This window comes from Paenibacillus sp. Soil750, assembly GCF_001428045.1.
Taxonomy (GTDB): Bacteria; Bacillota; Bacilli; order Paenibacillales; family NBRC-103111; genus Paenibacillus_E; species Paenibacillus_E allorhizoplanae.
Window position 1 is genome coordinate 162,942 of the sequence record NZ_LMSD01000043.1, and the last position, 12,470, is coordinate 175,411.

Here is a 12,470-nt window from a genome sequence, read left to right on the forward strand (position 1 = left end):
GGAGGTATAGCGATGGCAATACGCCCACCCATCTTACAAAGTGGAGATACCATTGGCATTGTTACATTAGGAAGCCCACTTGATGCGAGCACGATTGATGCTAGAATAGGGACACTTGGGGACATGGGTTTTAATGTTGTCGTAGGCAAATACGCATACGCGTATGGAGGGATCGTTGCAGCGACGGCAGCACAGCGAGCGGAAGACCTGATGAGTATGTTTGTCAATCCGAATGTAAGTATGATTCTCCCAACTCGAGGTGGTACAGGGGTTAAGGATATATTGCCACTTCTCGATTATCCCCTCATTAATAGTCATCCGAAAATCGTTACGGGATACAGTGATATTACGATTTTATTAAATATTTTATTTCAATTTTCGAATCTCATTACATTTCAAAGTCTATTGCTGATTGATTTTAACCCGAATACACCAGCCTATAATTTCGATCAATTTTATGCAGCGACCTCCACGCTTGTTAGCCCGAGAGTCATTCAAAATCCACCTAGTATGCCGTTGAATGGGCTTGTGAAGGGTACGGTAAGAGGGCAAATTGTTGGTGGTAATCTCACCTCATTCGTTGGGACACTGGGGACACCTTTCGAAGTAAATACAGTGGGTAAAATAATCGTCATCGAAGAGACGCATGAACCGACGAATGCGATATATCGCTATTTGACGCAATTGATTATGGCGGGGAAATTTCGAGATTGCGTGGGGATCGTGATGGGACAATGTACGAACTGTACCACGTCCTATGCGACGTCCTATAATGACTTAATTTTGGGGATCATCGTGCCTTTAGGGAAACCACTTTTGACTAACTTTAGTACGGCCCATGGCTTATACAAAGCGGCTATTCCCATCGGGGCTATGGCTGAACTTGATACGTATGCGAACAAACTGACCGTTTTAGAACCAACCGTCACAGGATAGCTCAACTTAACTGCTGGAAAATATAAAAGGAAAAGGCCGGTAGATACCGGCTTTTTTGTCCTTCACTGGTCGTTAGTTAATCAAACGGCGTGCTCCCCAATAATGCGCATCATAATAAGGAGTACCAAATAAAGTGCTGACTTTCACTTCTCTTGTTCCCATTGTTCCTGCTTGTAGAATTTGATTATTGCCTAGATAGATAGCGACATGAGAAACACCAGTTGTATAGGTTCCTTGTAGAAAAACTAAATCTCCTTTGCGAAGGTTGCTCTTCTCCACAGGCGCTCCTAATTGACTTTGTAAAGCTGCAGAATGAAGCAAATTAAATCCTTGTTGATTAAACGCATATTGAACAAAACCCGAACAATCAAAGGCTACATAAGGTGTGCTGCCGCCAAAAACATAAGGTACACCAAGCTGCTTCATCCCAATTGCAATGATCGCATCGGCTTTGACTTCCCAGCTAGCTTTTGGAGTCGCCTTCGAAGGAATAGAAATGATAACGCCTTCATAAATATTATCCGCATTCACTTTAGGGTTATTTGCGATAAGCTCGGACAGAGGCACATTAAACTTCTGAGAAATGGACCAGAAGGTGTCCGAATCCGTGGCTATGTACGTATTGGAAGGCGCGGCATTTGCAATTCCACCGAACATGAGGCTAGTAGCAACAACTGTTGTAAGAATGATCTTTTTCATCGTCTTCCTCCTAGATGTCGAATGTGGTTACTTACACATTCTATCAAATTGAAGAAATAGAGAATATGAACAATATATGGATATGAGAAATAAGCTGAAATTTTGTTTACATAATATTAGTTATGTCATTAAAATGAACTCAAAAGAACTAATCCGCGAATCCATAGTGCAGAAATAGATACATGAGTTTACACTATGTCAAATTTCGGCTCTAATTTAGGAACAGAATGTATAATGAAAATAATGAAATTCGAGATATAATATAACATATAGAGTTACTAATACTCACAGAGAGATAACGCGATCTTCAGTGGATAGAAGGAGGAGCCCGGTGAATTCAGACTTTTCCCGTCAGAAAGTGGAAATTTCGTTGGATGGCGTCGGTATGGTGTTCGGTAAAAAAGGGAGGCAAGTGACCGTCCTTCAGAACATTACCTTCAATGTTGGGCAGAATGAATTCGTCACGGTATTAGGGCCTTCAGGTTGTGGCAAATCAACGTTGCTGCGACTTATGGCTGATCTCTTACAGCCCTCCAGTGGGCAAATTACGATTCAGAAGGAGCATCCCAAGGAAGTGCGGCTGCGCCGTAAATTCGGCATTATTTTTCGAACGCCTAACTTATTTGAATGGCGGACTGTACGAGAGAATATCGAGTTGCCACTTGAAGTTTACGAACAGTCTCGACATACGTACCAAGATCGGGTAGACCACTTACTCGATACACTCGGTTTAACTAAATTTAAGGATTATTACCCCTGGCAGCTCAGTGTTGGTATGCAAATTAGAGTAGCTATAGCCCGTGCGTTATCCCTCGATCCTCCCATACTCTTTATGGATGAACCCTTCTCAACTTTAGACGAATTTACGAATGACAAATTACAAATCGATTTACTGGAAATGAAGAAGAAAATGAACAAAACCATCGTTTTTGTCACCCGTAGTACAACTGAGGCCGTGTTCCTCTCAAATCGGATCATCGTTTTATCCGCCAATCCAGGTCGTGTGCATGCGATTCATCAGGTTCCATTAGGTAATGATCGCACTTTGCAAACGAGGGATTCCCCACTTTTTCAGGAATTAACCGCTGCAATTCGAAAGTCTGTTTACGAGGGAAGTGAATCCTCCGAAGAGTAACTTTTAAACAATGCTAAGGTTATCTTTCATTTACCACCAACTTACTACGCTGTCAAAACCAAATCTACTAATTGAAAAATAACAACAATAGCTAGGGATGACATCCTCTTTTTGAACATAGGATTAGTGTAAGAACGAATGGACAAGAGATGGAGGGACTGCTTATGCGTGCTCAGGATGACGTTGATCCATTGGTGAAAGAGGAATTGCTAGAGAAGGATCGCAAATATGTTTGGCATCATATGTCTGCCCATAATGAGAATCCTATGATCATCGCTTCCGGCGAAGGCAGTTGGGTGACAGATATTGATGGTAATCGTTATTTAGACGGTATGTCAGGATTATGGTGCGTGAATGTCGGTCATGGAAGGCGAGAAATTGCTGAAGCAGCTGCTGACCAAATGATGAAAATTGCTTATGCGACATTGGTTCAATCCCATATCCCGGCTATTGAATTAGCGGCGAAATTAAATGAATGGCTTGAAGGGGAGTACCGTATTTTTTACTCCAATTCAGGATCAGATGCGAATGAAGTCGCGTTCAAAATCGCTCGTCAATATCACCATCAGAATGGAAAACCGAGTAAACATAAGTTCATCTCGCGTCATCGCGCGTATCATGGGAATTCCATGGGTGCATTGGGAGCCACGGGGCAAGCACAACGCAAGCTGAAATATGAACCACTTGGAGTAGGCTTCCAGCATGTGCCTCCGCCTTATTGTTATCGTTGTCCCTTCGGGCAGACGAAAGAGACTTGTTCCTTACAATGTGCCAAAGCAATCGAGAATGCCATCGTGTGGGAGGGAGCAGATTCCGTTGCTGGTGTGATTCTGGAGCCTGTTATTACTGGCGGGGGGATGCTTGTTCCTCATGACGGTTATTTACCGGCGGTTAGAAGCATTTGTGATAAATATGATGTTTTGCTAATCGTAGATGAAGTTATTTGTGGTTTTGGGCGATCGGGGAAGCCCTTCGGTCATCAGAATTATGCGGTAAGACCCGACATCGTCACGATGGCCAAAGGGTTAACAAGCGCCTATTCGCCTCTATCAGCCACCGCTGTATCAGCCGAATTATACGACTCTTTCAAAGAGAAAGAAGCGACTAGCCATTTTAGACATGTCAATACGTTTGGTGGAAATCCTGTCTCCTGTAAAGTGGCCTTAACAAATCTTGAGATTATTGAGCGTGAGGGCCTTGTTGAACGTTCGGCTGAGATTGGGCAAGCGTTCAGAACTCGATTAGAACCGTTGAATGAGCATCCTCATGTCGGGGAAATACGTATTTTCGGATCGGCCATGGGCATTGAACTGGTAGAGGATCGGATATCGAAGATTCCCGCTTCGGTAGAACGGGTAACTCATCTTATTCTTGCCTGCAAAAGCAAAGGGCTGCTCGTTGGTAAGAATGGGGATACCGTTCCTGGCTATGCCAATATCCTTACGCTCAGTCCGCCATTATCTTCTACGGATGACGATGTGAGTTTCATAATCGAAACTTTACTCAGTGTATTTAGTAACGAGCAAGAGAAAGGATGATTGGACTTGTCGACAATGCCACCTATCCAAATCAACGCAGAACGTCTTGGACAGCATATTCATGATCTGGCGCAAATAGGTAAAATCGGCGAAACAGGCGTTTGCAGACTTGCTCTATCGAAGGAAGATCGTGCTGGTGTGGAGCTTGTGAAATCCTGGATGGAAGAAGCCGGGATGGAGGCTTATATCGACCCCTTTGCTAACTTGGTCGGTGTATGGCGCGGGAGTGATCCGGGGGCACCTGTATTAATGCTCGGCTCACACGTGGATTCGCAGCCCTATGGGGGGCGATTTGATGGGGCAATTGGTGTGCTTGGCGCGATAGAAGCGGTGCAAACGATGGTGGAACAAGGAGTGATACCCGCTTGTAATGTCGAAGTTGTTGCTTTCTGTGATGAGGAAGGCAGTCGCTTCAATAAAGGGCTGTTCGGCGTTAGAGGCATGACCGGTAAACTCGAAGCGGATGAGTTGGAACGTACGGACAAAAACGGCATTACCCGCCGGGAAGCACTATTGGAATTCGGCTGCGATCCCTCGGATTTCGAAGGCTATACGTTCCAAGAGGGCCGAATTGGCGCTTTCCTGGAACTGCATATTGAACAGGGACCCGTCTTGGAGTCTCTGAACGAGCCGATTGGTATCGTGAGCGGAATCTCCGGTCCATTATGGCTCACGGTTGAAATGACGGGCTTCGCGGGTCATGCCGGCTCCGTGCCGATGTCGATGCGACATGATGCCTTGCTAGGCAGTGCCAAGATTATCGTTGCACTTAACGAGCTTGTTCGTCGTGAACCAGGCGTCCCAACGGTGGGAACCGTCGGTTCACTCACGGTATTTCCAGATTCTCGTAACATTATCCCAGAGAAGGTCAGCTTTACGATTGATTTACGAGACATCGATATCTGTCGTCGAAACGCACTTGAGGCGGAGCTCCTTAGTGTCATCGAGAACGTAGCCTGCGAACATGGGCTCACCTATACGATTCGGGAAGATACGAACAGCGATCCTCGCTATTGTGCAAACTGGATCAAAGCTGCTCTGCACAAGGAAGCGGGTCTTATGGGGATGAAGCCGCCTGAGCTCATGAGCGGTCCCTTCCATGATTCGCTAACCATGTCCTACGTGTGCGAGTATGGCATGATTTTCGTGCGCTGCTTGGAGGGCATTAGTCACAATCCGAAGGAATATGCTAGCCCAGAGGATATAACATTAGGGACGGAACTTCTGTACCGAACTGCCCGCCAGATCGTGGTGGATAAAGGGGGATTCCGAGTATGAGTATCGTCATCATCGGTCTCATCCAAGCCTCACACGACGTCCATGGTGATGAACCGGTCGCTACACATAAGGAGTTCGCTATTCAGAAGCATCTTGGTTTGGTTCGTAATGCGGCAGCACAGGGAGCACAAATCGTGTGCTTACAGGAGATCTTCTATGGTCCCTACTTTTGCGCAGAGCAAACGACGAAATGGTACGATGCGGCCGAGGAAATCCCAAATGGACCGACGACGAAGCTTTTTCAAGACATAGCGAAGGAACTGGGTATCGTAATCATTCTCCCCATTTACGAGCGCGAGGGAATTGCCTCCTACTACAATACAGCAGCAGTCATTGATGCGGACGGGTCATATCTTGGGAAGTACCGGAAGCATCATATCCCTCATGTTGCGGCAGGAGGCGGGTCCTGTGGGTTCTGGGAGAAGTATTATTTTAAGCCGGGCAATCTCGGATATCCCGTATTCGATACCTCTTTTGCCAAGGTAGGCGTCTACATTTGCTATGATCGTCACTTTCCAGAAGGAGCAAGGGCACTTGGACTTGGCGGTGCGGAGATTGTGTTTAACCCATCTGCTACCGTTGCAGGCACATCTGAATATCTATGGAAGCTCGAACAGCCCGCGCATGCGGTAGCCAACGGGTATTATGTAGCTGCGATAAATCGAGTTGGAACGGAAGCGCCGTGGAACATGGGTGAATTTTATGGCCAGTCGTACTTAGTGGATCCGCGGGGGTCAATCGTTACGATAGGCAGTCGGGATCAAGACGAAGTGATTATCGGGGAGATGGACAAAACGATGATTCGGGAGGTACGTAACGTGTGGCAGTTTTATCGCGACCGCAGGCCAGAAACCTATGATCAAATCACGCAACTTTGAATGAGGGAGGAGGAGCAAGATGAGTACGACATTTATTTCGCTAACGGAGTTGAAGCGCAATTTTGCCGAAGTGAAAGCGGGTATGAAGCCGAAAGAGGCGATCGAAGAATCTAATCGCTGCTTGTTCTGTTATGACGCTCCTTGCACGCACGCCTGTCCAACAGGCATTGATATCCCTTCCTTTATTAAAAAGATTGCCACTGGCAATCTAAAAGGCTCCGCCAGAACAATTATGGATGCCAATCCAGTTGGCGCTTCCTGTTCACGAGTATGTCCCACAGAGGAATTATGCGAAGGGGCTTGTGTCCTCAATCATTCGTCCAAGCCTATCTTAATTGGTCAGTTGCAGCGGTATGCAACCGACTGGGCCATCAAGAATGAGCAGATTTTATTTAAAGCAGGGGCGAGTAATGGTAAAACGGTTGCGATCGTGGGCAGCGGACCTGCGGGACTTGCAGCAGCTCGTGAGCTAGCCCGCTTCGGTTTTAAGGTGACCGTGTTCGAGGCGAAGGAGCAAGCTGGCGGCTTGGATACATATGGGATCGTATCCTTCCGATTACCGCCGGAAATCTCGCTTTGGGAAGTCGAGCAAGTCAGGCAGCTTGGTGTGGAGTTTCGGATGAACACGCGTGTCGGAGTTGATGTCAGTGCTGCTGAATTGGTACGTGATTATGACGCTGTGGTGCTCGCAGTTGGGATGTCAAAGGTGCCCATGCTAGGCATCGAAGGAGAAGAATTGACCGGCGTCTATGACGCCATTGATTTCGTAGAGGCGACGAAAACGGCCCCAGATCTCGATGAGTCTTTCATCGGGAAGCGGATTGCTGTGATTGGAGCTGGGAATACCGCCATAGATGCAGCTACGTGCTCTGTCCGGCTTGGGGCGGGCAACGTGCAAATCGTATACAGACGAACACAAGAAGAAATGACAGCGTATGATTTTGAATATGAGTTTGCTAAGCTCGATGGCGTTGCCTTTCAATGGTTAACGGCGCCGAAACGGATCCTTGGTGATGAACAGGGGAACGTCATTGGCATCGAATGTGTGCGGATGGAGCTTCTTGAGACTGATGACGGAGGGCGCAAACGCCCGGTACCCATTGCAGGTTCTGAATTTGTCATCGACGTGGACGCGGTGATCAAGGCGATCGGTCAGACGAAACATATCTCGCTGATCGAGCAGTTCGGACTCGCTCATTCACGAGGCACCGTGACATTGGTAGATGCAGCTGCAGGAATGACATCGAATCCGAAGGTGTTCGCAGCTGGTGATGTTATTTTCGGAGATGGACAGGGTGAAGCCATGGTCGTATCGGCAGCACAACAAGGCAAATTAGTGGCTTACGCGATTTACAAGCAGTTGGTAAAGGGACAAGAGGCGTCAGCTTAGGTAGGGTTACTTCAGACTCAGGAGGGATTCAGCATGGCTGATTTACGAACGAATCTAGCTGGAATAGCATCACCCAACCCTTTCTGGTTGGCATCGGCTCCCCCAACGAACACGGGGTATCAGGTACAACGGGCTTTTGAAGCGGGATGGGGTGGAGCCGTGTGGAAAACGCTTGGCGATCCGATTATTAATACATCCTCTCGCTTCGCTGCTGTGCATTTCAATGGACAACGCGTTGCGGGCTTTAACAATATTGAACTGATCACCGACCGTCCACTGGAGGTTAATCTTAAGGAAATTTATGAAACGAAGAAGCGATTTCCGAATCATGCGCTTGTGGTTTCTCTGATGGTTGAGCCCAAGCGAGAGAAGTGGCACGAGATCGTCAAAAAGGTCGAAGCCGTTGGCGTAGACGGACTTGAACTGAATTTCGGATGTCCGCACGGTATGGCGGAGCGTGGCATGGGAGCGGCATCAGGACAGCAGCCTGATCTCGTGGAGGCACAGACGATGTGGGCGAAGGAAGCAGCCCAAACACCTGTGATCGTGAAGTTGACGCCGAACATCACGGATATAACGAGCACCGCTTTAGCAGCGGTTCGTGGCGGGGCAGATGCGATCTCGCTCATCAACACGATTAACTCGCTCGCAGGCGTCGACATTGACTCGTGGAACACCATTCCACATGTCGGCGGCAAAGGTTCACATGGCGGTTATTGCGGTCCTGCTGTGAAGCCCATTGCCCTTCATATGGTCGCGGATTGCGCGCGTAATCCAGGGGTGAATATTCCGATTTCCGGCATTGGCGGCATTTCCAATTGGCGTGATGCGGTTGAATTTATGCTCATGGGCGCAACAGGTGTTCAAGTGTGCACAGCGGCTATGCATCATGGCTTTCGGATCGTGGAGGATATGATCGATGGGCTGAACAACTATTTGGATGAAAAAGGGTTAGCCAGCGTCTCCGAATTAATCGGGAAATCCGTCCCGCGCTATGCAGATTGGGGAAATTTGGATTTGAACTACGCCGTCGTTGCCAAGATCGACACGGAAACATGTATTAACTGCAATAAGTGCCATATTGCCTGCGAGGATACCTCGCATCAATGCATTGAGCGACACACAGATGAGCAAGGGAAGTCCTTTTTGCAGGTGAGGGAAGAGGACTGTGTAGGCTGTAACTTGTGTGCGATTGTCTGTCCCGTAGATGGTGTGATCTCGATGGTTGAGGTGAAGGGGACAGAGGAGCCAATGACGTGGAACGAGCGTCAAGCGGCTGTTGCCAAACTGACCGAGGGTAAAGATGCCGATAAGAAGGAGGCTGTGTAGCCATGGCCAAACTGATTAAGAATGGAACCATTGTCACTGCAACGGATCACTATCAGGGGGATATTCTCATCGAAGATGGGATTATTACTGGAATCGGTTTGAACCTTACACTCGAAGGCGCCGAAATTGTAGATGCCACAGGAAAATATGTTTTTCCTGGCGGTATTGATCCGCATACCCATCTGGATATGCCATTTGGCGGGACGGTCACCGCAGATGATTTCGAGACTGGCACGATTGCTGCTGCATTTGGTGGAACGACGACTGTGATTGATTTTTGTTTGACGAATAAAGGGAAACCGCTTAGTCAGTCTGTTCAGACGTGGCACCAGAAAGCGGAAGGCAAAGCCGTCATTGACTATAGCTTCCATCTGATGATTGCGGAAATCAATGATGAGGTGCTGGCCGAGCTGCCGAGCATGATTCATGACGAAGGGATCACATCTCTAAAGGTTTTCATGGCGTATAAGAATGTCTTTCAAGCGGATGACGGCACACTGTATAGGACTTTGCTTGAGGCGAAAAAGCATGGAGCACTCGTGATGGTACATGCAGAGAATGGCGATGTGATTGAGTATTTAATCAAAGAAGCGCTCGAAGCGGGTCAGACGGACCCCATTTATCACGCGCTGACACGGCCATCCTTGATAGAAGGGGAAGCGACAGGGCGTGCTGCGAAGCTCACAGCATTAGCCAACTCGCAGCTCTATGTGGTGCATGTGACGTGTGAAGAGGCTGTGCAGCAAATTACGGAAGCACGCAATCGCGGTGTCGATATCTGGGGAGAAACATGTCCGCAGTATCTGATGCTCGATCAAACATATTTGGAAAAGCCAGATTTCGAAGGAGCGAAATATGTGTGGTCCCCGCCACTTCGGCCGAAGTTTCACCAAGAGGTGCTGTGGAATGCGTTGAAAACGGGCCAGCTGCAGACGCTGGGCTCAGATCAGTGTTCGTTTAATTTTAACGGTCAAAAAGATTTAGGGCTAGGAGACTTCAGCAAAATTCCCAACGGCGGGCCATGTATCGAGGATCGTTTCTCTATTCTGTTCTCTGAAGGGGTAGGGAAAGGCCGAATTACACTGAATCAATTCGTGGATATTGTGTCGACGCGAAGCGCAAAGCTGTTTGGCTTGTTTCCGAAAAAAGGGACGATTGCGGTTGGCGGGGACGCGGATATTGTAATTTTTGATCCGAATGCGAAGCGAACGATTTCTGCCGAAACCCACCATATGAATGTGGATTATAATCCGTTCGAAGGTATTGAAATTACAGGTGAGCCCGTGACGGTGTTGTCTCGCGGAGCTTTTGTCATTCTAGAAAAACAGTTCGTAGGTGAAGCCGGAAATGGTCAATTCATCAAGAGGGGAACATATGTTTCGTCAACCTCACAGGTGAGTCAACCGAAGAAGGAAACGGTCCAAGGAGGTGCTCCTCATGTCTGAATTTGAGCTTTTTCAATCGGAAAAGCAAAAACTTGACGGCTATGTCGCACAGAAATTCAAAATTGTCGGCGTGCTCGAGGATCTAGAAGGGGCATGGCTGGATCTCGAGCACCCCGGCGGTGAAACGGCGAGGCTTCATTTGACGACGGCCAACGCCAGGAAGTACTACGTCAATGTGCTATTGTCGCAGGGCAAATCCAAGGCTTAGTGGATGGGCCCGTTCAGATATTCATAACCATGCAAGGCGAGCTCTAGTGCGATTCGCTTCTGCGGCTGCATGAAATCGTCTCCGAGGATTGCAGCAATTTTGTCCAACCGATGGTATAACGTTTGGCGAACAATGAACAGGTCCTTCGCTGTTTCCTGTTTAGAGCCGGAAAGCGCTAGATAAACGCGGAGAGTTTTCAATAGTTGGCCATTTTTCTCAAGATCATAGGCGATGATCCCGCTGAGATACCTGTCAATAAAGGAAGTAAGTTCGCCAGTTTGCTTCATAAGCAGAATCACTTTGTAGACGTGAAGTTCGTGATAGAAAGGCTTCGGGAGAACGCCGATATCTTTCTGGATCTCTAACGTTTGTAAGGCAGTTTCATAACTGACTTGAATTTGGAGCGGATCGTTAATTGTTTGGCCAATCCCCATTAGCGTCGGAAATAGCTGTGTTTCTTGCGTTTTATGAAAGCGCTGGATCGTTCGTAAGATTCGTTCATGACTAGCACCAGAGGGAATTTGATCTAAAAGAATGAAGACGATCCGGTGCTCATACACCGTAGGAAGTAAATAAAAGCCTTCTCTTTCAAACAGGGAGCGAGCGATCATTTGTTTCTGAATAAGGAGTGTTTCTTGCGCTCTGGAACCATTGCTTCCTGCGGCTTTATCGAAAACACATAGGATGATTGGACCTAGTTTCATGGGAGGCTTGATGGACATGAGATAGTCACGAATATCCTGAAGCGAGTGTTTGCCGCCTAACCAATCGGTTACCCATAGATCCTGTTTGTAGCGGGTTTTCTCTTCGATATAAGTGGTGCGCATCATTTCTTGGGCTATTGCGGTCGCACATCGATCCAAAGCAAGGATTTGGAACTCGCTCAGTTCTTGTTCGGCACATAAAAGCAGGTCTGCGAACAAATGTTCTAGTGCGAGGATGGGGCGATGGGCAAGCTTGTTTTTGACATCGGAAAGGAGAAACATTTCGCCGTAAATCCATTTCTCATAGAAAGCTGCACCATCAGCTTTGGGAAGTGAAGGAACGAAAACAGCCTCATCCGTGTCGAAAGGGAAAAAGGCGATCTGCGCTTGCGTCGTCTCGTGCAACAGCTTGAGAAGTGGCTGCAAGCCTTTGCCTGACAGAAGCAGCTGATTGAGCTTGGTGGAGAGGGATTCTAGATCAGATACCATTTTGTGATGCTGGTGAATGAAATGCGTATGTAGGTCCTGTGTAATGTCAATGTAACGGACTTCCTCATGGAAAAAAATAAGCGGAAAATTCGCTTGAAGAGCAAGCGACTTCATGCTCTCAAGCGGCTGTTTCGTATAGGTGCCTAGCTCAATACACAGTCCGGAAGCACCGCTGTCGATCAATTGCTGCAGAAATGAAAGGCTCGTTTCTTCGTTGTCCTGCCAACCGATCCCCGTGCTAAGAATAAGTTCGTTTCCATTCAAAAGGTGACCCACTTGCGTAACTTCCATGATGTGAACCCAGCGAACTTTACGAGCCAGTGCTTCTTCAGTAGCAATCGCTTCGGCCTTTTGAAAAAGCGGACGCTGCAAAATATCGTGCACGGTTACTTGCAATAGGGTCTGTACCAAGCGAAATCACCACTTTCATGTGAGGAAAGT

11 protein-coding genes are annotated in these 12,470 nt (G+C 47.6%); 9 read left to right on the plus strand and 2 right to left on the minus strand.

Annotation, left to right across the window (positions count from 1 at the left end):
* Positions 1–12: 12 nt before the first annotated feature.
* A complete protein-coding gene (locus ASL11_RS33695; protein WP_056625219.1) occupies positions 13–936 on the plus strand; it encodes a S66 peptidase family protein in 924 nt (307 codons plus the stop codon).
* Between the two features lie 72 nt (positions 937–1,008).
* Here the strand turns inward: ASL11_RS33695 and ASL11_RS33700 are convergent, their stop codons facing one another.
* A complete protein-coding gene (locus tag ASL11_RS33700) occupies positions 1,009–1,635 on the minus strand; it encodes a C40 family peptidase (protein ID WP_056625221.1) in 627 nt (208 codons plus the stop codon).
* Between the two features lie 331 nt (positions 1,636–1,966).
* Between ASL11_RS33700 and ASL11_RS33705 the strand changes: the two genes are divergently transcribed.
* From ASL11_RS33705 to ASL11_RS33740, 8 genes are all read left to right on the plus strand, one after another.
* The gene (locus ASL11_RS33705) at positions 1,967–2,770 is read left to right on the plus strand and encodes an ABC transporter ATP-binding protein (RefSeq protein ID WP_235550657.1); all 804 of its coding nucleotides are present in this window, start codon (positions 1,967–1,969) and stop codon (positions 2,768–2,770) included.
* 164 nt (positions 2,771–2,934) lie between these two features.
* Positions 2,935–4,308, plus strand: a complete 1,374-nt coding sequence (locus tag ASL11_RS33710; RefSeq protein ID WP_056625224.1) for an aspartate aminotransferase family protein — start codon at positions 2,935–2,937, stop codon at positions 4,306–4,308.
* Between the two features lie 15 nt (positions 4,309–4,323).
* Positions 4,324–5,586 (plus strand): M20 family metallo-hydrolase, encoded by a 1,263-nt coding sequence (locus ASL11_RS33715; RefSeq protein WP_056625569.1) that lies wholly within the window; start codon positions 4,324–4,326, stop codon positions 5,584–5,586.
* Positions 5,583–6,464, plus strand: a complete 882-nt coding sequence (locus tag ASL11_RS33720) for a nitrilase-related carbon-nitrogen hydrolase (protein ID WP_056625227.1) — start codon at positions 5,583–5,585, stop codon at positions 6,462–6,464. The genes ASL11_RS33715 and ASL11_RS33720 overlap by 4 nt, the downstream gene beginning before the upstream one ends.
* 19 nt (positions 6,465–6,483) lie before the next feature.
* On the plus strand, positions 6,484–7,854 hold the full coding sequence (locus ASL11_RS33725; protein ID WP_056625229.1) for an NAD(P)-dependent oxidoreductase: 1,371 nt from the start codon (positions 6,484–6,486) through the stop codon (positions 7,852–7,854).
* A gap of 33 nt (positions 7,855–7,887) precedes the next feature.
* Positions 7,888–9,183 carry an NAD-dependent dihydropyrimidine dehydrogenase subunit PreA gene (gene preA / locus ASL11_RS33730; protein WP_056625232.1) on the plus strand — a complete coding sequence of 432 codons (1,296 nt, stop codon included), beginning with the start codon at positions 7,888–7,890 and terminating at the stop codon, positions 9,181–9,183.
* A gap of 2 nt (positions 9,184–9,185) precedes the next feature.
* Entirely contained in the window at positions 9,186–10,628 is a 1,443-nt protein-coding gene (hydA, locus tag ASL11_RS33735; RefSeq protein ID WP_056625235.1) for a dihydropyrimidinase, read from the plus strand.
* Positions 10,621–10,836, plus strand: coding sequence for a hypothetical protein (locus ASL11_RS33740; RefSeq protein WP_056625238.1), 216 nt, complete (start codon positions 10,621–10,623; stop codon positions 10,834–10,836). Before hydA ends, ASL11_RS33740 begins: the two co-directional genes overlap by 8 nt.
* Here ASL11_RS33740 and ASL11_RS33745 read toward each other — a convergent pair.
* Positions 10,833–12,440 carry a PucR family transcriptional regulator gene (locus ASL11_RS33745; protein WP_056625241.1) on the minus strand — a complete coding sequence of 536 codons (1,608 nt, stop codon included), beginning with the start codon at positions 12,438–12,440 and terminating at the stop codon, positions 10,833–10,835. The genes ASL11_RS33740 and ASL11_RS33745 overlap by 4 nt on opposite strands.
* Positions 12,441–12,470: the final 30 nt, after the last annotated feature.

What these genes read in the sequence shown, in the direction of transcription:
- ASL11_RS33695 (WP_056625219.1), top strand. Translation starts at nt 13, where the DNA reads ATGGCAATACGCCCACCCATCTTACAAAGTGGAGATACCATTGGCATT.
- ASL11_RS33700 (WP_056625221.1), bottom strand. Translation starts at nt 1,635, where the DNA reads ATGAAAAAGATCATTCTTACAACAGTTGTTGCTACTAGCCTCATGTTC.
- ASL11_RS33710 (WP_056625224.1), top strand. Translation starts at nt 2,935, where the DNA reads ATGCGTGCTCAGGATGACGTTGATCCATTGGTGAAAGAGGAATTGCTA.
- ASL11_RS33715 (WP_056625569.1), top strand. Translation starts at nt 4,324, where the DNA reads ATGCCACCTATCCAAATCAACGCAGAACGTCTTGGACAGCATATTCAT.
- ASL11_RS33720 (WP_056625227.1), top strand. Translation starts at nt 5,583, where the DNA reads ATGAGTATCGTCATCATCGGTCTCATCCAAGCCTCACACGACGTCCAT.
- ASL11_RS33725 (WP_056625229.1), top strand. Translation starts at nt 6,484, where the DNA reads ATGAGTACGACATTTATTTCGCTAACGGAGTTGAAGCGCAATTTTGCC.
- preA (WP_056625232.1), top strand. Translation starts at nt 7,888, where the DNA reads ATGGCTGATTTACGAACGAATCTAGCTGGAATAGCATCACCCAACCCT.
- hydA (WP_056625235.1), top strand. Translation starts at nt 9,186, where the DNA reads ATGGCCAAACTGATTAAGAATGGAACCATTGTCACTGCAACGGATCAC.
- ASL11_RS33740 (WP_056625238.1), top strand. Translation starts at nt 10,621, where the DNA reads ATGTCTGAATTTGAGCTTTTTCAATCGGAAAAGCAAAAACTTGACGGC.